Origin of the sequence: Kribbella sp. NBC_00359, assembly GCF_036097425.1 — a bacterium.
Lineage (GTDB): Bacteria > Actinomycetota > Actinomycetes > Propionibacteriales > Kribbellaceae > Kribbella.
This window is the reverse complement of the sequence record NZ_CP107975.1, coordinates 4,576,564-4,600,146: the sequence shown is the minus strand read 5'-3', so window position 1 is coordinate 4,600,146 and position 23,583 is coordinate 4,576,564. Positions and strand designations below refer to the sequence as shown.

Here is a 23,583-nt window from a genome sequence, read left to right as displayed (position 1 = left end):
TCGAGAGCGGTGTCCGGATCCCCAGCGGCACGCGGAACTGCCCCGAATCCGACAGGACCCGGGGGTTCGGACACCACTGTGACGGCATGGGTGACCCATGCCAGTTTGTCAAGGCAGAAGACGGACGGTACGCCGCACCACGCGCGGGCGTCAACCGAAATTGCCGGTCCGGGCGCGGGACCCCTCAGACCCGCGCCCGGACCGGTGACCGGGTGATCTCAGAGCGCATCGGCCTTCAGCAGAGCGGTGAGGTGCGTGGCGAACGGACCCGGGTGGCTGGCGTAACCGCCGTGCCCGCCGGGGAACGTGACCACCGGCCAGCCGAGGTGATCGGCGATCAGCTGGATCGGCCGGCCGGGCAGGTGGTCGATCGACTCCAGGCCGGCGGCGGGGACGATCCGGTCCGCGACCGTCTTCAGCGCGTCGAGGTCGGGCTCGTACCGGGTGAACGGCAGCAGCTTGTGCTCGTAGAAGTTGACCGCATTGGCCTGCATCCGCTCGGCCAGCTCGCGGTACTCCGGCAGCAGGTCCTCCATCGGCGGCATCGCGTCGTCGTCCATCCCCGTGCCGACCATGAACAGTACGTCGGCGGCCGCGAGCCCCTCGGACTTGTAGGTGTCGTACACGTCCTGGAAGAACGCCCGCGCGTCCGCGGCGTCCGGCAGCACCTCCGTGCACGGCGGCTCGTGCGCGACCAGCATCCGCACCCGCTCCGGGTGGCGGGTGATCAGCTCGAGCCCGGTGATCGCGCCGGAACTGCTGCCGAGCACGTACGCCGATCCGCCACCGGCCACCTCGTCGATCAGCGCCAGGGCGTCCTCGGCCGACTGCTCGATCCGCTCGTCGGCGGGCTCACCGTCGTACCGGCTCCTGGAATTGCCGCGCGGGTCGTAAGCCACCACGGTGTACTCGGCCGCGAGCTGCCCGACGATCCCGTCGTACACCGCCGCGTCGGTCCCGCCGCCCGCGATCAGCAGCAGCATCGGACCGGATCCGGTCACCTCGTAGTGCAGCGTCGCCCCCGGCACCGCCAGCTTGTTCACAGTCTTCGCGCCCATCAGGCAACCCCTCTCTGTCGCCTCCACCCTCCAGCCTGCCGCTGGCACCCCGCGCACATGGCGCTGGTACGACGACTCAGCCGGCATCCTCGACCGGGATGGGGGCGGTGTCGTCGAGGCCGGCCCAGGGGTCGCGGGGTGGGGATTCGCGGCGGCCTTGGGGGCAGATGCGGGCGAAATCGCACCAGCCGCACAGTGCGGAGGGCTCGGGTGGGAAGGCTTCGTCGGCCTCGGCCGGAGTCAGGCCCTCGCGCCAGCGGGTCTCGGCCGCGGCGGCGTCGTCGGCCATCGACTCGGCCCGGCACTGGTGGCGGGCGAGCGACTCGTCGTCGTGGTCGGCCGCCGCGATGGTGTTGGTCGGGAGGTGGTGCAACTCGACCCGGGTGCACGGCTTGTGCAGCACTCGGCGTGCACCCAGCACGTACAGCGCCATCGCGAGCGAGGACCGCGCATCCGTCGAGGTCAGCGGGCGGCGACCGGTCTTGTAGTCGACGATCGCCAGCTCGGTGCCGCCGCTCCCGTCGCGGGCGGCGCGTTCATCGATCCGGTCCACGCGGCCGCGCAACGAGGCCCGCTCGGTGGTGAAGGCGACCGTACGCTCCACTCCGCGGGGTTCGTAGTACGGATCGGAATCGCGCAGGTAGCCCAGCACCATGTCGGTCGACCGGTCCCGCCAGTCCAGCGACTGCTGCTCGTCGCGGAACCCCTCGCTGCGCCAGCTCGACCGCATCTTGGCCACGACCTCGTCCGGCGTACGGCGGGCAGCCGGCCAGCGACCGAAGAAGTCGGCGAGCACCTCGTGGACGATCGCGCCGACCGTGTTGTGCGCCCACGGCGGACCCTTCGGCGGCCGCGGCGTCTCCAGGTAGGTGTAGCGGTACTTGCGCTTGCAGTCCGCGAACGTGAGCAGCTTGGTCGGCGTCGCGACGAACAGTCGCGTCGGCATCCCTGGCAGCATGTCGTCCACGTCAGCCCGCCTTGATGAAGTCTCTGACCGCGTTGGCGATCAGCTGGACCGCGATCGCACTCAGCAGCAGGCCGGCGATCCGGGTGACCAGGAGTACGCCATTCTCCCCCAGGATCCGCATGATCACCCCGGAGAACCGCAGCGTCAGCCACATCACCAGGTGGATCGCGATGATGCCGACCGAGATCGCGACCACATCCGGCAGCGACCCGTTGGCGCGCTGGACGAACACCATCGTGGCGACGATCGCGCCCGGTCCGGCGAGCAGCGGCGTACCGAGCGGGACGAAGGCGATGTTCACGTCCTTGGTCTGGACTGGGTCGTCGGCGGTGTCGGTCAGCAACTGCAGCGCGATCAGCAGCAGCAGCAGGCCGCCCGCGGCCTGCAGCGCCGGCAGCGTGATGCCGAGGTGGTTCAGGATCTGCTGACCGAACGCCGCGAACACGACGATCACGCCGAACGCGACCAGCACCGCCTGCCACGCGGCCTTCTTCCGCACCGCGCGGGTCTGACCGGCGGTGAGCGAGATGAACACCGGCACGGTGCCCGGCGGGTCCATGATCACGAACAGCGTCACCAGGACCTCGGTGAACAGCCCGACGTTGATGACACTGTTCACGGCAGGTAGGCCTCGGGGACCTGTGCGTCGGGGGCGGCGGTCGCGTTCTCCTTGGCGACCTCGAGCAGTCGCTCGAACTGCTCCGGGTCGGTGGTGTTCACGCCGAGGTCGTGGTCGATCTTGCCGGCGCCGTGGTGGTCGCTGGAGCCGGTGGCGATGATGCCGAGGTCGTCGGCGATCGCGTGCAGCGCCGTACGGGATGGTCCGGAGTGGTCCTGGTGGTCGATCTCGATGCCGGCCAGGCCGTGGTCCTGCACCAGGCGGGCGATGGTGTCCTGATTCATCACCTTGTAGCTGGAGCGTCCCCATGGGTGGGCGATGATCGGTACGCCGCCGGCCGCGCGGACCAGGTCGATCGCCCGGCCCGGCTCGATCGCGTAGTGCGGCACATGCCCGGCGCGGCCGTCCGCGAGGAATCGGTCGAAAGCCTCGCTGCGGTTCGCGACGGTGCCGTTGGCGACCAGCGCGTCGGCCACGTGCGGCCGCCCGACCGACGGCGTACCGGTCGCCTGGGCGAGCACCTCGTCGACGGTGAGCGGGACGCCGACGCTGTTCAGCCGGGCGACGATCGACGGGATCCGGTCGGTGCGGCCGTCGCGGACGATCCGGAGCTCCTCGGCGAGCGCCGGGTAGGAGGGGTCGAGCAGGTAGCCGAGCAGGTGGACGCTGATGCCGTTGAGCTTGCAGGAGATCTCGATACCGGGGACGAACCCGATCCCGAGCTCCTCCGCCGCGATCCGGCCCTCGGTCCACCCGTCGGCGGTGTCGTGATCCGTGAGCGCGATCACATCGAGACCGCTCTCCTGCGCGTGCGCCAGGAGGACGGCCACCGGGTCGGTGCCGTCCGAGCGGTTCGAGTGAGTGTGCAGATCGATGCGCACGAGCGGTCCGGATCCCTTCGAAGGCCTTCTGTCACCGCAGATGCTATCTGCGTTCACCCCTCACACCTTGCAGTTGTCCCCAGGGTGCCTATTGTGCGGTGGCATGGATGCGCGCCGTGTCGACTGTGTCGGAGCTCTCGTGTACGACGAGCAGCACCGGCTGCTCGTGGTCCGCAGGGCGAACGAGCCCGGGCGGGGACTGTGGTCGATCCCGGGCGGGCGGGTCGAGCCCGGTGAGGACGATCCGGCGGCCGTGGCCCGGGAAGTCGCGGAGGAGACCGGGCTCGTCGTCGAGGTCGGGGAGCTGGTCGGCGAGGTCGAACGTGAGGCTCCGGAGGGCAAGCTCTACGTGATCCGCGACTACGAGGCGACCGCGGTCGGCGGCACCCTTACTCCGGGTGACGATGCGACCGACGCGAAGTTCGTCACGCATTCGGAGTTCCTGTCGCTGGCCACCACCACGCTGCTGGTGTCGACGCTGGAACAGTGGAACGCCCTGCCCGGCTGATCGGCCACACTGAGGCGATGGAAGACGCTGAACTGGTTCGTGCGATCGAGGACAACGCCGCCGAGTTGCTGATGGCGATGGGCGCGGCGGGTGGTGGCGAGCAGCGGGACGACGCCGGGGCGCGCTGGACGATCGGTGGTTCGCCGATCGACTATCACAACGCGGTGGTCGCCGCGGCCGGCGATGATGCCGTGGCGGAATCCCTTGCGCTGTTGAAGAAACACAACGTCCCGGGGAGCTGGCACGTCGGTCCGTCGATGCGGGACAGCCTTGGGGAGAAGCGACTGATCGCAGCCGGGTTCGTCGACGGTGGGGGCGAGCCGGGGATGGCCGTCCGCATCTCCGAGCTGGTCGCGCCACGCGCCATACCCGGGCTGGAGATCACCCGCGTCGACCACGATGACGCCCTGGCGGTCTGGGAGGCGACGCTCGGGCAGGGGTTTGGCGAGGGCGAGAAGGAAGCGCGGTGGGTCGCGTCGGTCTACCGGAAGCTCGGGTACCGCGATCCGTGGCGGCACTACCTGGGCCTGCTCGACGGTACGCCGGTCGCGACGACGACGGTGTTTCTGTCTGCCGGCGTGGCCGGGGTCTACTTCGTGATGACGGTCCCCGAGGCCCGGCGGCGCGGGATCGGGGCCGCGATCACGTACGCCGCACTCCGCGCGGCCGGGGCGGTCGCGGAGTACGGCGTACTGGGGTCGTCGCCCGCCGGTCGGTCGGTGTACGCCGGGCTCGGGTTCCGCGAGTACTGCACGATCGAGCTCTACGAGTGGACCCCCACCGGCTGAGCGATGTCCGCCGTACTGCGCTCGCGGAGGAGCAGCCAGGCGTCGAAGAGGACGATCACGGCGGTCAGGCCGTGGATGCCGAGCGCGGTCGCGACGGTGCCGCCGTGGGTGAGCACGATGATCATGTCGGCGATCGGGATCATCGCGGCGATCGCCATCAGGGCGCCGGTCGCGCGCCGCTGGCCGAGCGCGAACACAGCCAGCAGGTTGAGTCCGAGGACGGTGAAGCGGCGCATCGCGAGTCTCCTGTGATCTAGCAATGCTAATTTTCCTAGCGACGCTAACACTGCCGTTGCTAGCTTGTCTAGCGGTGCTAACATCCGGTCTATGCCGACTCAGCCACGTCGGGAGCGCGCCCGCGAGGAACGCCGCGACCTGATCGTCCGCACCGCCCGCGACCTCGCCGAGACCGAGGGCTGGGAAGCCGTCACCACCCGCCGCCTCGCCGAAGCCGTCGACTACAGCCAGCCCGTCCTCTACGGCCACTTCAAGAACATGGACGCCATCGCCGCCGCCGTAGCCCTCGAAGGCTTCGTCGAGTTGGCGGCGACGCTCCGCGATGCGCGGCTGAGCGGCGGCAGGGGCCGGGACGAAGTGGGCACGGCAGCGGACGGACTGCGGGCGCTGGCGCGGGCGTACCTCGACTACGCCGCGGAGCATCCGGCGGTCTACGAGGCGATGTTCGTGCGACGTACGGATCTGGTGTTCGGGGGTGCGGAGAGCCCGGAGGCGCTCAAGGCCGGGTTCGGCGAGATCCTGGCCGGCGTGACGCCGTTCGCCGGCGGGGATGCGGAGACGTTGACCGAGGTCTTCTGGAGCGCCCTCCACGGCCAGGCGACTCTCAACCAGGGAGCGCGGCTGCGCGGTCAGCAGCGGACCGCGCGGGTGGACCTGCTGGTGGACTTGCTAGTTGTTCCAGTGGTGGATGGCGGGGGAGCCTCGTTCCCAGCCCAGGACTGAGATGGTGGCGGTGTTGAGGACGAAGTGGCGGCCTTCGGTGACGTCCAGTTCCAGCCAGCGGGCGGTCAGGGCGCGCAGGGCGTGGGAGTGGCCGAACACGAGGACGTCGCCGGGTACGGCGGCGATGCGGGCGTTGACGCGGTCGAGGCGGGCCGCGACCTCGGCGGGGGTTTCGCCGTTGGGTACTGGGTTGGCCCAGACCGTCCAGCCGGGCACGGTCTTGCGGATGTCCGCGGTGGTGATGCCCTCGTAGTCCCCGTAGTCCCACTCGACCAGGTCGTCGTCGACCTCCGCGTCCGGGTAGCCGGCGAGTTCCGCCGTACGCCGGGCTCGTTGCCGGGGTGACGTCAGCACCAGGTCGAACTTCTCCCCTGCCAGCCGCTGCTTCAAACCCGTCGCGACGCGCTCCCCGTCCGGGGTCAGTGGCAGGTCGGTGACGGACGTATGCCGGCCCGACCTGCTCCACTCGGTCTCGCCGTGCCGGACGAGAAAGAGCTGGTCCTCGCGTTCGTGTGTGGTCACCGCTTCATCGTCGCAGATCGGCTCCGAGGTCTTGACCGATGCACCTCGAACAGGGCAGGGTCGGAAACTGTAAGCGCTTCCACTCCGACCCCCAGGAGCGAGCACGTGGCATCCGGAACCACCGGCCGGCCGGCGACGATCTACGACGTCGCGGCCCGGGCGAAGCTGTCGATCGCGACGGTTTCGCGTGTCCTGCAAGGGACTGGACCGGTTTCGGAGAAGGCCAGGGCCCGGGTCGACCAGGCGGCGCAGGAGCTCAACTACGTACCGCTGCGCGCCGCCCGCAGCCTGGCGGTACAACGGCATGAGGCGCATGGGCTCGTACTGCCCGACCTGGCCGGCCCGTTCTACGGCGACCTGCTGATGGGGTACGAACGCTGGGCCGGCGAGCACGGCCAGAGCGTCGTCATCACGGTCACGCACGGCAACCCCGATCCCCGCCGCAGCGTCCGCGACCTGGCCGGGCGGGTCGACGGAATCGTTGTCCATGGCAACGCTCTCGACCTGACCACGATCCAGGGGCTGCGCAAGGCCGGAGTACCGCTGGTGCTGATCGCGCATCCGCCGATCACCGGGTGCGACTCGGTCCGCAGCGAGAGCTCCGCGAGCGCCGAGCAACTCACCACGCGGCTGCTCGACCACGGCCGGACCAACCTGCTCTTCGTCGGCGACCCCGCCAGTTCGTACGACGTCTCCGAGCGGTACGCCGGTTTCGGCAAGGCGCTCGAGCGACGCGGCCTCGAGGTGCCGAAGCCCGAGCGGGTGCCGTTGACCGAGGACGCCGGGGTCGAGGTCGCCCAACAGATGCTCAAGGCAACCAAAGACCGGCCCGACGGGCTGGTGTGTGCGAACGACGAGCTCGCGCTGGCCGCGCTGGCCACGTTGCGTGCGGCGGGGGTCGGCGTACCGGGGGACATCGTGGTGACGGGGTGGGACGACGTGATGGCGGCGCGGTACGTGTCGCCGGGGCTGACCACTGTGCGGCAGCCGATGGCCGAGTTGGGCCGGATGGCGGCGCAGCGGCTGCACGAGCGCGTGTCCGGGGATCGGTCGCGGGCGCGGAACGACGTACTGGCGACACAACTCGTGCTGCGGGACAGCTGCGGCACGAACGGGGATGCAGCAGTAAACGAGTGAGGAGACAACACATGTTCACCCACAGCATCCGCCGCCGACTGGTGATCGGCAGTGCTGCGCTCACCGCCACAGCGCTCGCGCTGGCCGGTTGTGGCCGATCGGCGGACACGCCGAGCGGCGGGGCCCAGGCGACGACCACGGTCAGCGAAGGGCCCGCCACCGGCAACCTGACCGTCTGGGCGATGGGCACCGAGGGCGAGAACCTGCCCAAGCTGATGGAGCAGTTCCAGCAGGCCAACCCGGGCGTGAAGGTGACCGTCACCCCGATCCCGTGGGACGCCGCGCACAACAAGTTCACCACCGCGATCACCGCGCAGTCACTGCCGGACGCCGCGATGGTCGGCACCACCTGGATGGGCGAGTTCGCCGACCTCGGCGCACTCGACCCGACCCCGCAGGGCTTCGACAACTCCGGCTTCTACCCGGGCGCGCTCGACACCACCAAGGTCGGCGGCACCCAGTACGGCGTCCCCTGGTACGTCGAGACGCGGTTGGTGTTCTACCGCAAGGACCTGGCCGCGAAGGCCGGTTTCAGCACGCCGCCGACCGACTGGGACGGGCTGAAGGCGATGGCCAAGGCGATGAAGGAGAAGGCCGGCGCCAAGTACGGGATCAACCTGCAGCCGGGCGGCGCGGGCTCCTGGCAGACCGTGATGCCGTTCGCCTGGTCGGCCGGCGCGAACATCACCGGTGACGACCAGAAGGAGTTCACCTTCGACACCCCGGAGATGCAGGAGGGGCTGAAGTACTACCAGAGCTTCTTCACCGACAAGCTGGCCGGCACCGACCTGCCGCCGAACCAGACCGAGGCGCAGTTCGTCAACGGGCAGGTGCCGATGTTCATCTCCGGGCCGTGGATGGCCGGGTCGGTGGCGAAGGCCGGCGGTGACGCGATCAAGCCGAACATCGGCGTGTTCCAGATCCCGAAGAACAAGACCTCGACGTCGTTCGTCGGCGGCTCCGACTTCGTGGTGTTCAAGTCGTCGAAGAACAAGGACAGCGCCTGGAAGCTGGTCAAGTTCCTGTCCGACCAGAAGACGCAGGCCTCCTGGTTCAAGCTGTCGTCCGACCTGCCGGCGGTGAAGAGCGCGTGGCAGGACCCGAGCATCGCGTCCGACCCGCTGCTGCCGGTGTTCGGCAAGCAGCTCGAGGACGCCAAGGCGCCGCCGGCGATCGTGAACTGGGAGCAGGTCGCGACCGCGTTCGACGCCGAGGTCGAGAAGATGGCGAAGGCCGGCCAGTCCCCCGCCGACACGGCCAAGGCCATCCAGACCAAGGCAACGGCGATCGGCACCGGCGGTAGCTGATGAGTTCCAGAGAAACCGCCGGGACGCCGGGCTTGCGGCCCGACGGCCCGGCGGGGGGAACTACCGGGACGGAGATCAGGCCCGATGCCCGGCCGAGGACCGGTGCAGGAGCCGGGCCGGCGGGTGATGCCGGGGCCCGGGCCGCGCGCGGGGCGGGGACGTCCCGCCCGCCCCGCCGAGCGGGTCGGCTCGACCGGCAGACGGCGGCGGCCTGGGTGCTCATCCTTCCGTTCATCGTGCTCTTCCTCGCGTTCACGGCCGGACCGGTGCTCGGGTCGTTGGGGATGAGCTTCACCGACATGCGGCAGCGGGATCTGCGGACGCCGTTCGCGGTGAACGGGGTCGGGTTCGACAACTACGTGAAGGCGCTGTCGGACGAGACGTTCCGGAAGGCCGCGTTCAACACGGCGTACTTCGTGATCCTCGGCGTACCGCTGACACTGGTCGTCGCGCTGGCGGCGGCGGTGTTGCTGGACCGGGGCGTGAAGCGGTTCCAGAGCCTGTTCAAGGTCGGGTACTACCTGCCGGTGGTGACGTCGATCGTCGCGATCGCGGTGATCTGGCGGTTCGTCCTGGCGCCGGACTCCGGTCTGCTGAACACCGCGCTCGGCTGGGTCGGCATCGACGGGCCGAACTGGCTGGCGTCGAAGACCTGGGCGATGCCGTCGCTGATCGCGATGGCGGTCTGGCGGAACTTCGGCGCGGCGATGATCATCTTCCTGGCCGGGCTGCAGGGCATCCCGCAGTCCGTCGAGGAGGCCGGCCACATCGACGGTGCGGGCCCCTGGCAACGGTTCCGGTTCCTGATCCTGCCGTTGCTCAGGCCGACGATCCTCTTCACCAGTGTGGTCACCGGCATCGGCTACCTGCAGTTCTTCGAGGAGCCGTTCGTGATGACCCAGGGCGGACCGCTGAACAGCACGATCTCGGTGTCGATGTACACCTACCAGCAGTTCGGCTTCGGCAACTACGGCCTGGCCACATCGATGGCGTACATCCTGTTCGTCGTCATCGCTGTGATCACGTTCATCCAGTTCCGGCTGCTGAGGGAGAAGTGATGCGCCGCACGTGGTGGATCTACCTGATCGGAGTGCTCGGTCTGGTCGCCGTCGCGGCGCCGTTCCTCTGGATGGTGCTGGGCAGCTTCAAGACGCAGGGCGAACTGCTCCGCGTCCCGCCGACGTGGTGGCCGCAGGATGCGACCACCGACAACTACAACGCCCTGTTCAGCAAGGCGAACTTCCCGCGCTACTTCCTCAACTCGGCGATCGTCGCGCTGGCCGTCACGGCCGGGAACCTGATCTTCTGCTCGATGATCGGCTACGCGCTGGCCAAGCTGCGGTTCAAGGGCCGCAACGCGCTCTTCGTGCTGGTACTGGCGACCCTGATGATCCCGGGCATGGTCACGTTCGTGCCGTTGTTCGTGCTCGTCACCAACGCCGGGCTGGCGAACACCTACCCGGGCCTGATCCTGCCGTTCCTGGTCTCGCCGTTCGGCGTGTTCCTGATGCGGCAGTTCTTCCTCGGGCTGCCGGACGACCTGATGGACGCCGGCCGGGTGGACGGCACCAGCGAGCTGGGCATCTTCGCCCGGATCATGCTGCCGCTGACCCGGCCCGCGCTCGCCACGCTCGGCATCCTCACCTTCCTCGGTTCCTGGAACAACTTCCTCTGGCCGCTCGTGATCGCCCAGACCGAGGACAAGTACACCCTTCCCGTCGCCCTGGCGCTGTACTCGACCGGACAGAACGCGCAGAACTTCGGCCTGCTGATGGCCGGCGCGGTCGTGGTCGTCGTACCGGTGCTGGTGATGTTCCTGGCCTTCCAGCGCCACGTCACCAAGGGAATCGCGATTACCGGCCTCAAGTAGACCCACTGGAGACATAGATGACCGCCAACATCAGTCGCCGCACGCTGTTAGCCGCCACCGGCGCCACCGCCGTGATCGGAACCACCACACCCGCCTTCGGTGGAACGCGCTCACCCGCAGAGTTGCTGAAGGGTGGCTGGAAGCCGAGCTGTGAGGACAAGGCTCTGGTCGGACGCTGGGCCAGGGACACCTGGCGCAGCCTGGTCGCGATGACCGACGAGACGACCGGCCTGCCCGCCGACAACATCGGCGACTCGGTGACGAACCCGGTCCGCAGCCGCTACACCTCCCCCACCAACATCGGCGGCTACCTGTGGAGCACCGTCGTCGCCCGCCACCTCGGCATCATCTCGCCGCAGGAGTCGCTGCGCCGGATCACCCAGACGCTCACCACCATGAAGAACGTCGACCACCACGAGCCCAGCGGCATGTACTTCAACTGGTACGACGAGGCGACCGGCGAGGTCCGGTACGTCGATCCGGACGGGACGAAGCCGATCACGCCGTTCGTGTCGAGTGTCGACAACGGCTGGTTCGCCTGCGCCCTGATGGTCGTTCGCAACGCCGAGCCGCAGGCCCGGGCGCTCGCGGATTCCCTGCTGAACAAGATGAACTTCGCCTACTACTACAACCCCGCGGCCCGGCCGGGCGGCCTGATGCGCGGCGGCTTCTTCGAGACCCCGCCGCCGGACGAGGAGACCGACAAGGGCAACCACGCCGGCACCGGTCCGGACGTGTACTACCGCAAGTTCCACTACGACACCTGCAACACCGAGGCCCGGATCGCCGGCTACATCGGCTTCGCGCTCGGACAGGTCCCGCACACGCAGTACTTCGCCACCTACCGGACCTTCCCGGACAGCTGCGACTGGTCGTGGGTGGAGCAGAGGCCCAAGGGCGTGCACCGGACCTATCTCGGCCTGGACGTCTTCGAGGGCACCTACTCGTACCGCGGCATGCGGCTCGTGCCGTCCTGGGGCGGTGACATGTTCGAGTCACTGATGCCCGACCTGTTCATCCCCGAGGCGACCTGGGCGCCACGCAGTTGGGGTATCAACCACCCGCTGACCGTCCGCGCGCACATCGAGCACGGGCTGGACGACGCCAAGTACGGCTACTGGGGCTTCTCCCCCGCCTCGAACCCGAAGGGCGGGTACTCCGTCTACGGCGTCGAGGCGATCGGGATGGACCCCGGCGGCTACCCGTCCGACCTGGAGGCGACGAACTACGACGCCGGCTTCGAGGGCTGTCGTGAAGGCACCAATCCCAACCCGACGTACGGCGACGGCGTGGTCACCCCGCACGCGGCGTTCCTCGCGATGCAGTACGCACCCCGGCAGGCGATCGACAACCTGCACCGGATCGAGACGAATCTGCACGCCTACAGCCGCGGTGGCTTCTACGACTCCGTCGCGGTCCGGTCCGGTCTGATCGCGAAGCGGTACCTGGCCCTCGATCAGGCGATGGTGATGGGGGCCATCGGCAACGTCTTTGCCAACGACCTGGTCCGGCGGAGCTTCAGCAGCCGCCAGGTCGAGCAGCGGATCCGGCCGCTGATCGCGATGGAGCAGTTCGAATCCGGCCTCGAATAGCACAGGAGACTCTCTATGCAGCAGGACGCCAAGACCGACTGGGACAAGCGGATCGCGCTCCGCAGTGACGAGGAGCGCGCGTTCTCCTTCCCGGACCTCGATCCGCCGAAGGAGGTCTCAGCGGTCGGTGGCGTCGGCCAGGTGACGATCGACTGGTCACCGGTCGACGGCGCGGCCGGCTACCTGATCCTGCGCGCGGCAGGCGACCACGGGAAGCTCGAACCGGTCGATCACCACAGTGGAGACGTCCTCTCCGTCCCCGCGCCGCCGTACGTCGACACGACCTGCACCCCGGGCACGCCGTACCGCTATGCCGTCGCGAGCGTGCCCGAGGTGACGGTCAGCGGACGGCCGAGCCACACCGTCGGCGCCGTCCCCCTGGTTGCCGCTGACACGGTTCCCCAGGTCGACGTGACCGTCGATGCCGTTGCCAAGGGCATCGAGCTGGCGAAGCCGTGGGTCCCGATGGTCGGCAGTGAGCGGCTGAGTCAGCTGCTGTGCACCGACCGCACCGGCGGGCACGAGATCGGTGCCGAGCTAGAGCAGGCGCTCCGCCGGATGCACGACGAGATCGGCGTCCGCACGGTCCGGGCGCACGCGATCTTCCACGACGACACCCGGGTGTACACCGAGGTCGACGGCGAGCCGTCGTACGACTTCGAGGTCGTGGACGCGATCTACGACAAGCTGCTCGCGATCGGGCTCCGGCCGGTGGTCGAGCTCGGCTTCATGCCCCGCGACCTGGCCAGTGATCCGGCCAGGACGGTGTTCGCGTACGGCGCGATCATCTCGCCACCGAAGTCGTACGAGCGATGGCACGACCTGGTCCGCGCACTGGTCCAGCACCTGCTCGACCGGTACGGCCCCGACGAGGTGCTGACCTGGGATTTCGAGGTCTGGAACGAGGCCAACCTCGAGGTGTTCTGGTCCGGCACGAAGGCCGAGTGGTTGCACCTGTACGACGTGACCGCGGCGGCCGTGAAGTCCGTCGACGAACGGCTCGCGGTCGGTGGGCCGTCGTCAGCGGCGGCCGGCTGGGTGGACGACCTGCTCGCCCACGCCGCCGCCGAAGGGTCGGCGGTGGACTTCGTGTCGACCCACACCTACGGTTCGCCGCCGCTCGACGTCCGGGCGTCGCTGGAGCGGCACGGGTTCGGTGACGCGCGGATCCTGTGGACCGAGTGGGGTGTGACGCCGACGCACTTCAACCCGATCAACGACTCGGTGTTCTCCGGGGTGTTCCTGCTGCGCGGGATGCGGTCGGCGGCCGGACGCGTCGGCGCGCTCGCGTACTGGGTCGCGTCGGACCACTTCGAGGAGCTGGGTCGTCCGCCGCGTCTGCTGCACGGCGGGTTCGGGCTGCAAACCGTTGGTGGACTGGCGAAACCGCGCTATCACGCGATGACGATGCTCAGCCGGCTGGGGCCGGTCGAGCTGCCGGTGTCCGTGACCGGCGACGGCGGCGGCAGCCTGGTCGAGGCTTGGGCATCACGGGACCGCGACCGGATCGCCGTACTGCTGTGGAATCTCACCCTCGACCAGACCAAGGCCGCGGGCGCCCCAGAACTGTCAAGGACGGTCCACGTGGAGCTGCCCGGCGTGGATCCGTCCTGGCAGGCCACCGCGACGACGCTGGCCGTCGGTATCGGCGACATCGCGTCGGCGGCGACGGATCTCGGCGATTGGCCGACCGATGAGCAACTCGCCGACCTGGCCGAGCGGAGCAAGCTGGTCAGTACTCCACTGGAGTGGACCGGCTCAGGTCTCGACCTGACCTTGACGATGCCCTCGGCAATCCTGGTGGAGCTCTCCCCTCGTCGAGATTGACCGCCTCCTGGATCCAGCGCTCCACGCCGGCGATGTGCACCGTCGCCCAGGACCTGGCCACTTCGGGCTCGTGGCCCTCGATCGCGTCGAGGATGGCCCGATGCTCGGCCAGCGTCCGGGCGACGGCGTCGTCCTGGGTCAGGCCGCGCCAGATCCGGGCCCGGTAGGTGGGCTGGCGCAGGCTGTCGATGATCGAGGCGAGCGCCCGGTTGCCGCTGCCGACCGCGACCAGCCGGTGGAACTCCACATCGCTCGAGAGCAGGTCCTCCACCGACGGTTCCGGGCCAAGCTCGTCGAGTAGCTTGCGCAGCGCGGCGATGTCCTCGTCCGCCATCCGCAGCGCGGCCCGGGCGGCCGCGGCCGGCTCGAGGATCCGTCGTACCTCGAAGAACTCCAGCACCGACGCGTCCTGATGCAGGTCCAGGACGAAGCCCATCGTCTCCATCAGCAGCGACGGGTCGAGACTGGTCACATACGTCCCGTCGCCTTGCCGGACCTCCAGGACCCGGATCAGCGCGAGCGCCTTGACCGCCTCGCGCAATGAGCTCCGGGACAGGCCGAGACGCGCGGCCAGGTCCGGCTCGCGGGGCAAGCGGTCGCCAGGTTGCAGTTCGCCGGTCACGATCATCTGCTTGATCCGGTCGATCGCTTCGTCGGTGACCCGCACACACACCCCCTCGTTCGCTGGGAAACATCCGATGTTCGACGTAGAGACATCGGATGTCTGGGCGGTTTTTCAGGCTCAAGCGTGACTTTCGACCCTGAATTAAGGACACGAACTGTTGACTCATGTCAAGAGTTCGTCATATAGATCGGATGAATAGCACATCCCCTGGAGGTCAGCGATGAAAGCAACACCAGCGCGGGCACGCCGCTGGGCCACCGCCGCCCTGTCGGCGCTGGCTCTCACGGCTGTGGCCGCTTGTGGGGGCGGCAACGGCGGCAGCAGCGGCGGATCCGGTTCGGCCGATCAGGCCGACCTCACCTGGCAGTTCTGGATCGGAGGCACCGAGGACCAGGCCGCCTGGCAGAAGGTCGCCGACCAGGCCCACACCGACCACTCCGGCATCACCGTCAAGCTCCAGGGCACGGACTGGAACAGCTACTGGTCCAAGATCGGCACCCTGCTGGCGAGCGGGAAGGCGCCGTGCATCATCGGCATGCAGAGCCTGCGGACCGCGTCGTACGCGAGTGCGATGCTGCCGCTGGACGACCTGATGAAGAAGTACAACCTGAAGGCCGAGGACTTCGACAAGCCGATCATGGACGGCCTCAAGGTGGACGGGAAGCAGATCGCGATCCCGTACGACTCGGGCCCGATGGTGATCTTCTACAACAAGGACATGTTCAAGGCCGCCGGCGTCGCCGACCCGAAGCCAGGCTGGACGATGGACGACTTCAACGCGGCGGCGAAGAAGCTCACCGCGGCCGGCCGGACCGGCCTGGTGACGGCACCCGGCGATCTGGGTGTGACGTCCTGGGTGCGGACCTTCACCGGTGCCGAGCCGCTCGCCGACGGCAAGCTCGCGCTCACCGACCCGAAGTTCGAGCAGGGTTTCCAGAGCTACACCGACTTCGTCCGCACGGACAAGATCGCCCCGCAGGTGCCGTCCGGCAACACCGACTTCGAGACCACGCAGTTCACCTCCGGCAAGGCCGCGATGCAGCTGAACGGTCCGTGGTCGCTGATCGACACCAAGGGCAAGGTCAAGTTCCAGCTCGGCATCGCGCCCATCCCGGCCGGTCCGGACGGCTCCAAGACCTACACCGCCGGCTCGGGCTTCGGCATCTCCCGGTCCTGCAAGACACCGGACGCCGCCTTCCAGGCGATCATGTCGATGACGAGTGAGAAGCCGCTGACCACGCTGGCCTCGGCCGGCCGTGCGTACCCGGCCCGCACCGCCGCTCACCCGGCCTGGTTCACGGCCGCGGGGATCGACGGCGCGAAGGAGACGCTGGATTACGCCTCCGAGAACTCGGTCCCGCTGGTCACGTCGAAGAACTGGGTCCAGGTGGCCGACCTGCTCGGCCGGTTCGGCACCCAGGCGCTGAACGGCGAGATCCCGCCGGACCAGGCACTCAAGACCATCCAGGACCAGGCAGGCGCTGGCTCCTGATGGTGACGACGACCACCACCGCCGCCCCGCCTGGGGCACCGCCCGGTACCACCCGGGCGGGGCGGCGGCCCGCGCTGCGAAGGGACGCCCGGCACGCCGGGGTCTTCCTGGCCCCGAGCCTGGCCGGGCTGGCCCTGTTCACGCTGTTCCCCACCGCGATGGCGCTGGGGATCAGCCTGTTCGACTGGCCGGTGTTCGGCCAGCGCTCGTTCCTCGGCATCGACAACTACACCCACCTGCTGCACGACCCGGTGTTCCGGCGGGTCGTGCTGAACACGGTGCTGTTCGTGGTGCTGTACGTGCCGCTGAACCTGGTCGTCTCCCTCGGGCTCGCGCTCTGGATCGGCCCGCACATCAGGGGCCGGCAGGCGTTCCGGGTGCTGTTCTTCATCCCGGTGATGACACCGATGGTGGCCAACGCGATGGTCTGGCGGCTGTTGTTCCAGCCGGGCGGCCTGATCGACAGCGTGCTGCAGAGCTGGTTCGGCATCAGCGCGCCGAACTTCCTCGGGTCGTCGACCTGGGCGATGCCGGCGATCGTGGCGATGTCGGTCTGGCAGGGCTTCGGCTACAACTTCCTGGTCTTCTCCGCCGCCATCGACCAGGTGCCGCAGTCGCAACTGGAGTCGGCACAGATCGACGGCGCCGGCGTGCTGCAGCGGTTCCGGTACGTCACCTGGCCGATGATCACGCCGTCGATCTTCTTCGCCACCACGCTGACGCTGATCACCTCGTTCCAGGTGTTCGCGCAGCCGTTCATCCTGACCCAGGGCGGTCCGGGCGTGTCCACCCAGACGATCGTGATGTACGTCTACAACCAGGGCTGGCAGTTCCTGAGCATGGGTCTGGCATCGGCGGCCGGCTGGGTGCTGTTCGTGATCATCATGGGCATCACCGCGATCCAGTTCGTCGGGCAACGCAAGTGGGTGAACTATGACGTCTGAACTCGCTTCCGCAGACACCGGCCGCCGCATCCGCAGCAGTGTGTCCCACATCCTGCTGGTGCTCGTCGCGCTCGCCTTCCTCGCGCCGTTGGTGTATGCCGTGTCCACGTCGCTCAAGCCCGCGGACGAGGTGTTCACGCCGACCCCGCATCTGTTCGGCACCGAGATCCGTTGGCAGAACTACGCCGACGCGTTCACGTTCGCGCCGTTCGGCCGCTACTTCCTGAACAGCCTGTTCGTCGCGGTCGCCGGGACGCTCGTCGTGGTGGTCGCCTCGAGCATGTCGGCGTACGCGTTCGCCCGGCTGAAATTCAGGGGCCGTGAGCAACTGTTCGTGCTGTTCCTGGGCACCTTGATGGTGCCGCAGGAGGTGCTGATCGTGCCGATGTACTGGCTGATGCAGTCGCTCGGCTGGGTGGACAGCTACTGGGCGCTGATCCTGCCGTGGGCGTTCACCGCGTTCGGCACCTTCCTGCTGCGGCAGTTCTTCCTGACCGTCCCGGCCGAGCTGGAGGAAGCGGCCAGGGTGGACGGGTGCGGGCCGTTCCGTACCTTCCTGCGGATCATGCTGCCGCTGGCGCGGCCGGCCATCGCCGTCCTGACCGTCTTCACCTTCATCAGCTTCTGGGGCAGCTTCCTGTGGCCGCTGATCATCATCAACAGCGTCGAGACCAAGGGCACCGTGCCGCTCGGCCTGGCGCAGTTCAGCGGGCAGCAGGGCACTCAGTGGAACCTGATGATGGCGGCCTCGATCATGGCGATGATCCCGACCGTGCTGCTCGTCATCCTCCTGCAGAAGCATCTCGTCCGTGGCCTGCTCGTCACCGGCCTCGGCGGCCGCTGACCCAACACCTTTGAGGAGATCACACATGACCGACGCGCCCCCCGCGCACTCTGTCGAGAAGTTCCGCGACTGGCGGTTCGGCCTCTTCGTCCACTGGGGCCTGTACTCGCTGCCGGCCCGGCACGAGTGGGTGAAGAACCGCGAGCGGCTGACCGACGAGGACTACCAGCCGTACTTCGACCACTTCGAGCCCGACCTGTACGACCCGGCCAAGTGGGCCAGGGCGGCTCGCGAGGCCGGCATGAAGTACGCCGTACTCACGACCAAGCACCACGAGGGCTTCTGTCTGTGGGACTCCGAGGTGTCGGACTACACCGTCGCGAAGACCGCGTGGGGCAAGGACCTGGTCGGCCCGTTCGTCGAGGCGTGCCGGGCCGAAGGGCTCGGTGTCGGGTTCTACCACTCGCTGATCGACTGGCACCACCCGGAGTTCCCGATCGACCTCGTGCACCCGCAGCGCGACGACGAGGAGGCGATCGCGAAGGCGGCCGGCCGGGATATCGCGGTGTACGCCGACTACCTGCACGCGCAGACGCGTGAGCTGCTGACGAACTACGGCCCGATCGACATCATGTGGTTCGACTTCTCCTACCCGGGCCGCACGTACGACGACGGCCGGGACGGCCACGGGAAGGGCCGCGACGACTGGCGGTCCGAGGAACTCATGGCGATGGTCCGCGAGCTGCAGCCGGACATCCTGATCAACGACCGGCTGGACATCCCGGGCGACTTCGTGACGCCGGAGCAGTACCAGCCGGACGGTCCGATGCAGCGCGACGGGCAGCCGGTGCTGTGGGAGGCCTGCCAGACGCTGAACGGCAGCTGGGGCTACGACCGCGACAACCTGGACTGGAAGTCACCGGAGCTGCTGGTGAAGATGCTGGTCGACTCCGTGTCCAAGGACGGCAACCTGCTGCTGAACGTCGGCCCGACCGGGCGCGGCGAGTTCGACCCGCGGGCGCTGGCCACGCTGGCGTCGATCGGCGAGTGGATGCGGCTGCACGAGCGCTCCGTCCGCGGCGCCCGCCCGGCCGAGTACACCGCTCCCCCGGACTGCCGCTTCACGCAGAAGGGCAACCGGCTCTACCTGCACCTGTTCTCCTGGCCGATGGGCCACATCCACCTGCCCGGCATGGCCGGCAAGGTGAAGTACGCCCAGTTGCTGAACGACGCGTCCGAGATCAAGCGCATCGTCAACGACCCGCACCAGACCGCTCAGAACACCACGATGGGTGGCGTCTCGGCCGACGTACTCACCCTCAAGCTCCCGATCCAGAAGCCGAACGTGCTCGTGCCGGTGATCGAACTCTTCCTCAGCTGAGGATCTAGGAGGCAGGGGTGGGGCGGCCGGGTTGCTCCCCACCCCGGGCTTCCAGGTAGCTGTTCTTCGGGACCATCACCTTGCGGCGGAACAGGCAGACGACGGTGCCGTCCTGCTTGTAGCCCTTGGTCTCGACGTAGACCACGCCGCGGTCGTCCTTCGACTTCGACTCCCACTTGTCCAGCACCACGGTCTCGCCGTAGATCGTGTCGCCGTGGAAGGTCGGCGCGACATGGCGGAGCGACTCGATCTCCAGGTTCGCGATCGCCTTGCCGCTCACGTCCGGCACCGACATGCCGAGCAGGATCGAGTAGATGTAGTTGCCCACGACAACGTTCTTGCCGAACTGGGTGGACTCCTCCGCGTAGTGCGTGTCCAGGTGCAGCGGATGGTGGTTCATCGTGAGCAGACAGAACAGGTGGTCGTCGTACTCCGTCACCGTCTTGCCCGGCCAGTGCTTGTAGACGGCACCGACTTCGAACTCCTCGTAGCTACGCCCGAACTGCATCTCGGCTCCTCCTCCGCGGTGGATACCCATGCTGCCGAATCCGGGCGCATCCGGTCCGTGGTGTGGCTCTCACCGGCAGGAGAGATAGGTCACCTCCCGCCAGCAGGCGGGGTCAGTCGGTCGGGCGCTGCATCTGCTGCTGGACCGGCTGCTGCACCGGCTGCTCCGGCACGCGCGGGTTCACCTCACCCTTGAGCGCCAGCTTGGCCAGGTGGTTGCGCGCCTCTTCGGCGAACTTGAAGTCGCACAGTACGTCGTACGTCGTCGCCACCACCGCGGTCCGGGAGGTGAAGTCGCGGCGACCGGCCGACTGGGCGTAGCCGAGGCCACCGAACACCAGTCCGAAGAAGGCGCCCAGCACCACACCGGTGAGCAGGGCCGCGAGCCAGTTACCGGTCGTGAACAGGCCCAGCAGCAGGCCCACGAACAGACCGAACCAGGCACCGCTGGCCAGGCCCGCGGTGAGTGCGCGGCCCCAGGTGAGCCGGCCGGTGATTTTCTCCACCTGACGGAGGTTGTTGCCGACGATGGTCGTGTGCTCGACCGGGAACTTCTCGTCCGAGAGGTAGTCGACAGCTCGCTGCGCCTCCCGGTAGGTGTCGTACGTCCCGATCGTCAGCCCGCTTGGCCGGGGGTCCATCGAGGGCATGCCCTGCGTGGTCATCGTCGTTCCTCTCCACGTGCGTCCACCCCCATCATTGCCGACGGCTGGTTACGGCGTCTTGATAGCCTCGCCGGTGATGGCCGGGCGACGGTGGGACATGGGCGCGACACGCCGGATGGGACGAGTCTTCGCCCGGCGTGCGGCCGGTGACGGCCCGGCCCGGGGAGACCTGGTCGCCAGCGGCAAGCTGGACGGCGCCCTGGTCGACTGGGGCTTCTACCGCGACGGTCACCGCGACGACCGGATCAACTCCTACACCGAGGCGCTGGCCCGGGCCCGGCGGGGCCAGGGGTTCGTGTGGATCGGCCTCTTCCAGCCGAACGAGCGCCAGCTGGCCATCATCGGCAAGGAGTTCGGTCTGCACGCACTGGCCCTGGAGGACGCGTCCGAGGCGCACCAGCGCCCCAAGCTCGAGCGGTACGACGACACTCTGTTCGCCGTACTGAAGACGGTCCGGTACGTCCCGCACGAGGATCTGACCGCCACCAGCGAGGTGGTCGAGACCGGCGAGGTGATGGTGTTCTGCGGGCCGGGCTTCGTCGTCACGGTCCGCCATGGTGAGCACAGTGAGCTGGCCGGCCTGCGGCAGGACCTGGAGAAGCAGCCGGCACGCCTGTCCCTCGGCCCCGGTGCCGTACTGCACGCCATCGCGGACCATGTGGTGGACCGGTACCTGGAGGTCGCGGACGCCGTACAGGCCGATATCGACACGATCGAGACGGCCATGTTCACCCCACGCGGCTGGCGGAGCATCGACCGGGTCTACCAGCTCAAGCGCGAGGTGCTGGAGCTGAAGCGCGCGGTGGCGCCGCTGACCGGGCCGATGCGGACGCTGTCGACGCTGCGGCACCCCTTGATCGCGGACGAGACCAGGAACTACTTCCGCGACGTCGACGACCACCTGCTGCGGGTCAAGGAGCAGGTGATCTCGTTCGACGAGCTGCTCAGCTCGATCCTGCAGGCCGGGCTGGCCCAGGTGCAGGTGGCCGAGAACGAGGACATGCGGCGGATCTCGGCCTGGGTGGCGATCCTGGCGGTGCCGACGGTGATCGCCGGGATCTACGGGATGAACTTCGACTACATGCCGGAGTTGCGCATCAAGTACGCGTACTTCGTGATCCTCGGCGTGATGCTGACCGCGTGCACCGTGCTTTACCGGCTGTTCAAGCGAAACCACTGGCTCTGAGCCCGGACGTCCATTACCGCCTGATAGGCCGGTTGGCAACCTTATGCCATGGCCGCGAGTCCCGCTCGTTTGGAATGTTCAAACGGTTGTGGATCGAACAACGCCCTTGATTGAATGCGGCCATCGCGTTCGGTCAGCAGTCCGCCACATTCTGCGACCGACGGCACTGGGGATGTCGTGGGCGGTTCGTAGATGAGGGAGGGCCGGATCGTGCTCCGTATTCATTTCACACCCCGTGATCTGGCCCGGGTCACGGTCGCCACCCATCCCGCTCCGCTGTGGGAGGTGGTGCTCGACATGAACGACCGAGATCTGTACCTCGATGGCAGGGGGATCGAGTTACAGCCGTCGGCGTTCTGCCGGCAGGTGCCGACGAAGCTGAGGGACCCAGAGCTCAAACCGGTTCTGGTGTACCCGATCCAGCACGCGCCGGGCATCCTGCGGCAGGCGTCGATGGAGTCCGCGCCGAGGAGTGACCCGCTGGGCTCACTGCTCGGCTCGACCCGGGCCGTGGCGCTGGAGGCCGCGGTGTCCGGGTGTACGACGACGGAGCTGGCCAAGCGGTGCGACATCTCCCCGGCCGCGGCCAGCCTCCCGCCCGGGTGACGGCCTAGACCCTGCCCCGCCGCACGCTGGACGCCGACTGGCACCGCCCCGCCCGTCGGCCCAGCGTGCCGGCCGGTCTCAGAGCTTGTAGTCCTCGAGCAGCCGGCGGCCGATGATCATCCGCTGGATGTCCGCCGTACCCTCGCCGATCAGCAGCATCGGCGCCTCCCGGTACAGCCGCTCGATCTCGTACTCCTTGGAGAACCCGTAGCCCCCGTGGATCCGGAACGAGTCCTCCACCACCTGCGAGCAGTACTCGCTGGCCAGGTACTTCGCCACGCCGGCCTCGAAGTCGTTGCGGGAGCCGCTGTCCTTCTTCCGGGCCGCCTTCACCATCAGCTCGTGTGCCGCCTCCACCTTGACCGCCATGTCGGCCAGCCGGAACAGCACCGCCTGGTGCTCGGCGATCTTCTTGCCGAACGTCTCCCGCTGCTGCGCGTACGAGATCCCCAGCTCGAACGCCCGCCGCGCGACCCCGCACCCGCGGGCGGCGACGTTCACCCGGCCGACCTCGACGCCGTCCATCATCTGGTAGAAGCCCTTGCCCGGTACGCCGCCAAGGATCTGGCCGGCGTCGATCCGGTAGCCGTCGAAGACCAGCTCGGTGGTGTCGACGCCCTTGTAACCCATCTTCTCGATCTTGCCGGGAATCGTGAGGCCCTTGTCCACCTCACCGAACCCGGGCTCCTTCTCGACCAGGAACGTGGTCATGTTCCGGTAGACCGAGTCCTGCCCCTCGTCGGTCTTCACGAGTACGGCGACCAGGTTCGACGAGCCGCCGTTCGTCAGCCACATCTTCTGGCCGTTGACGACGTACGCGTCACCGTCCCTGACCGCCTTGGTCTTGATCGCGGCCACGTCCGAGCCGCAGCCGGGCTCGGACATCGAGAACGCGCCGCGGACCTCGCCGGTCGCCATCCGGGGCAGGTACTTCTGCTTCTGCTCGTCGGTGCCGTGCTGGAGCAGCATGTACGCGACAATGAAGTGGGTGTTGATGATGCCGGACACGCTCATCCAGCCGCGGGCGATCTCCTCGACGCACAGCGCGTAGGTGAGCAGCGATTCGCCGAGTCCGCCGTACTCCTCCGGGATCATCAGGCCGAACAGGCCGAGTTCCTTGAGGCCCTCGACGATCTCGGTCGGGTACTCGTCGCGGTGCTCGAGCTCGGTGGCGACCGGGAGGATCTCCGCCTCGACGAACGCGCGGACCGTCTTCAGGATCTCCTCCTGGATGTCGGTCAGCCCGTCGGTCTGCTGCAACCTGCTCATCCCGGCTCCTTCGGTCGGCCTGCGTCGATTGGGGTTGGCCTTACCCGCGAGTATCGCGGTTCTCAGCATCCCGGCACGAGGGTGACAC

Annotated in this window: 25 protein-coding genes; 15 read left to right on the top strand and 10 right to left on the bottom strand. The window is 68.3% G+C overall.

Translation table 11 applies throughout. From position 1 onward, the window contains the following. Positions 1-218 precede the first annotated feature (218 nt). The 4 genes from OG876_RS22655 to OG876_RS22640 form a co-directional block, all read right to left on the bottom strand. Entirely contained in the window at positions 219-1,058 is an 840-nt protein-coding gene (locus OG876_RS22655; RefSeq protein ID WP_328518603.1) for an alpha/beta fold hydrolase, read from the bottom strand. A 76-nt stretch (positions 1,059-1,134) separates the two neighbouring features. Continuing rightward, positions 1,135-2,004: a RecB family exonuclease gene (locus OG876_RS22650; protein ID WP_328518602.1), complete on the bottom strand. Its 870-nt coding sequence runs from the start codon at positions 2,002-2,004 to the stop codon at positions 1,135-1,137. A 22-nt stretch (positions 2,005-2,026) separates the two neighbouring features. Then, entirely contained in the window at positions 2,027-2,644 is a 618-nt protein-coding gene (locus tag OG876_RS22645) for a MarC family protein (protein WP_328518601.1), read from the bottom strand. Further along, positions 2,641-3,525: a PHP domain-containing protein gene (locus OG876_RS22640; RefSeq protein WP_328518600.1), complete on the bottom strand. Its 885-nt coding sequence runs from the start codon at positions 3,523-3,525 to the stop codon at positions 2,641-2,643. Before OG876_RS22640 ends, OG876_RS22645 begins: the two co-directional genes overlap by 4 nt. A gap of 103 nt (positions 3,526-3,628) precedes the next feature. Here OG876_RS22640 and OG876_RS22635 point away from each other — a divergent pair, with 103 nt between their 5' ends. Next, on the top strand, positions 3,629-4,033 hold the full coding sequence (locus tag OG876_RS22635; protein WP_328518599.1) for an NUDIX hydrolase: 405 nt from the start codon (positions 3,629-3,631) through the stop codon (positions 4,031-4,033). Positions 4,034-4,050: 17 nt separating this feature from the next. Next, positions 4,051-4,821, top strand: a complete 771-nt coding sequence (locus OG876_RS22630; protein ID WP_328518598.1) for a GNAT family N-acetyltransferase — start codon at positions 4,051-4,053, stop codon at positions 4,819-4,821. On the opposite strand, the gene OG876_RS22625 is transcribed toward OG876_RS22630, so the two are convergent. Further along, positions 4,797-5,057, bottom strand: a complete 261-nt coding sequence (locus OG876_RS22625; protein ID WP_328518597.1) for a DUF4267 domain-containing protein — start codon at positions 5,055-5,057, stop codon at positions 4,797-4,799. The two genes, OG876_RS22630 and OG876_RS22625, sit on opposite strands and share 25 nt — an antisense overlap. Positions 5,058-5,148: 91 nt before the next feature. Here OG876_RS22625 and OG876_RS22620 point away from each other — a divergent pair, with 91 nt between their 5' ends. Beyond that, positions 5,149-5,781 (top strand): TetR/AcrR family transcriptional regulator, encoded by a 633-nt coding sequence (locus tag OG876_RS22620; RefSeq protein ID WP_328518596.1) that lies wholly within the window; start codon positions 5,149-5,151, stop codon positions 5,779-5,781. Here the strand turns inward: OG876_RS22620 and OG876_RS22615 are convergent. Further along, positions 5,728-6,303, bottom strand: coding sequence for a histidine phosphatase family protein (locus OG876_RS22615; protein ID WP_328518595.1), 576 nt, complete (start codon positions 6,301-6,303; stop codon positions 5,728-5,730). The two genes, OG876_RS22620 and OG876_RS22615, sit on opposite strands and share 54 nt — an antisense overlap. 105 nt (positions 6,304-6,408) lie before the next feature. Here OG876_RS22615 and OG876_RS22610 point away from each other — a divergent pair, with 105 nt between their 5' ends. The 6 genes from OG876_RS22610 (at position 6,409) to OG876_RS22585 (ending at position 14,036) form a co-directional block, all read left to right on the top strand. After that, a complete protein-coding gene (locus OG876_RS22610; RefSeq protein ID WP_328518594.1) occupies positions 6,409-7,440 on the top strand; it encodes a LacI family DNA-binding transcriptional regulator in 1,032 nt (343 codons plus the stop codon). Between the two features lie 11 nt (positions 7,441-7,451). After that, a complete protein-coding gene (locus OG876_RS22605; RefSeq protein ID WP_328518593.1) occupies positions 7,452-8,747 on the top strand; it encodes a sugar ABC transporter substrate-binding protein in 1,296 nt (431 codons plus the stop codon). 215 nt (positions 8,748-8,962) lie between these two features. Next, positions 8,963-9,805 (top strand): carbohydrate ABC transporter permease, encoded by an 843-nt coding sequence (locus tag OG876_RS22600; protein ID WP_328518592.1) that lies wholly within the window; start codon positions 8,963-8,965, stop codon positions 9,803-9,805. Next, on the top strand, positions 9,805-10,617 hold the full coding sequence (locus tag OG876_RS22595) for a carbohydrate ABC transporter permease (protein ID WP_328518591.1): 813 nt from the start codon (positions 9,805-9,807) through the stop codon (positions 10,615-10,617). Before OG876_RS22600 ends, OG876_RS22595 begins: the two co-directional genes overlap by 1 nt. Positions 10,618-10,634: 17 nt before the next feature. Then, positions 10,635-12,209 carry a glucoamylase family protein gene (locus OG876_RS22590; protein ID WP_328518590.1) on the top strand — a complete coding sequence of 525 codons (1,575 nt, stop codon included), beginning with the start codon at positions 10,635-10,637 and terminating at the stop codon, positions 12,207-12,209. 15 nt (positions 12,210-12,224) lie between these two features. Next, positions 12,225-14,036: a GH39 family glycosyl hydrolase gene (locus tag OG876_RS22585; protein ID WP_328518589.1), complete on the top strand. Its 1,812-nt coding sequence runs from the start codon at positions 12,225-12,227 to the stop codon at positions 14,034-14,036. Here the strand turns inward: OG876_RS22585 and OG876_RS22580 are convergent. Continuing rightward, the gene (locus OG876_RS22580) at positions 13,942-14,703 is read right to left on the bottom strand and encodes a FadR/GntR family transcriptional regulator (RefSeq protein ID WP_328518588.1); all 762 of its coding nucleotides are present in this window, start codon (positions 14,701-14,703) and stop codon (positions 13,942-13,944) included. The two genes, OG876_RS22585 and OG876_RS22580, sit on opposite strands and share 95 nt — an antisense overlap. Positions 14,704-14,881: 178 nt before the next feature. Between OG876_RS22580 and OG876_RS22575 the strand changes: the two genes are divergently transcribed. Genes OG876_RS22575 through OG876_RS22560 form a run of 4 tightly spaced genes read left to right on the top strand, consistent with a single transcriptional unit; the run spans position 14,882 to position 19,262 of the window. Further along, the gene (locus tag OG876_RS22575) at positions 14,882-16,153 is read left to right on the top strand and encodes an ABC transporter substrate-binding protein (protein WP_328518587.1); all 1,272 of its coding nucleotides are present in this window, start codon (positions 14,882-14,884) and stop codon (positions 16,151-16,153) included. Beyond that, positions 16,153-17,097: a carbohydrate ABC transporter permease gene (locus tag OG876_RS22570; RefSeq protein ID WP_328518586.1), complete on the top strand. Its 945-nt coding sequence runs from the start codon at positions 16,153-16,155 to the stop codon at positions 17,095-17,097. Before OG876_RS22575 ends, OG876_RS22570 begins: the two co-directional genes overlap by 1 nt. Beyond that, a complete protein-coding gene (locus tag OG876_RS22565; RefSeq protein WP_328518585.1) occupies positions 17,087-17,941 on the top strand; it encodes a carbohydrate ABC transporter permease in 855 nt (284 codons plus the stop codon). Before OG876_RS22570 ends, OG876_RS22565 begins: the two co-directional genes overlap by 11 nt. 25 nt (positions 17,942-17,966) lie before the next feature. Beyond that, positions 17,967-19,262: an alpha-L-fucosidase gene (locus OG876_RS22560; protein WP_328518584.1), complete on the top strand. Its 1,296-nt coding sequence runs from the start codon at positions 17,967-17,969 to the stop codon at positions 19,260-19,262. Positions 19,263-19,266: 4 nt separating this feature from the next. On the opposite strand, the gene OG876_RS22555 is transcribed toward OG876_RS22560, so the two are convergent. Together OG876_RS22555 and OG876_RS22550 are read right to left on the bottom strand one after the other, a co-directional pair. Then, positions 19,267-19,770 (bottom strand): MaoC family dehydratase, encoded by a 504-nt coding sequence (locus OG876_RS22555; RefSeq protein ID WP_328518583.1) that lies wholly within the window; start codon positions 19,768-19,770, stop codon positions 19,267-19,269. A 112-nt stretch (positions 19,771-19,882) separates the two neighbouring features. Then, on the bottom strand, positions 19,883-20,434 hold the full coding sequence (locus tag OG876_RS22550) for a general stress protein (protein ID WP_328518582.1): 552 nt from the start codon (positions 20,432-20,434) through the stop codon (positions 19,883-19,885). Between the two features lie 76 nt (positions 20,435-20,510). Here OG876_RS22550 and OG876_RS22545 point away from each other — a divergent pair, with 76 nt between their 5' ends. Then, the gene (locus OG876_RS22545) at positions 20,511-21,620 is read left to right on the top strand and encodes a magnesium and cobalt transport protein CorA (protein ID WP_328518581.1); all 1,110 of its coding nucleotides are present in this window, start codon (positions 20,511-20,513) and stop codon (positions 21,618-21,620) included. Between the two features lie 192 nt (positions 21,621-21,812). Next, positions 21,813-22,226, top strand: a complete 414-nt coding sequence (locus OG876_RS22540; RefSeq protein ID WP_328518580.1) for a hypothetical protein — start codon at positions 21,813-21,815, stop codon at positions 22,224-22,226. Positions 22,227-22,304: 78 nt separating this feature from the next. On the opposite strand, the gene OG876_RS22535 is transcribed toward OG876_RS22540, so the two are convergent. Then, a complete protein-coding gene (locus tag OG876_RS22535; RefSeq protein ID WP_328518579.1) occupies positions 22,305-23,495 on the bottom strand; it encodes an acyl-CoA dehydrogenase family protein in 1,191 nt (396 codons plus the stop codon). Positions 23,496-23,583 lie beyond the last annotated feature (88 nt).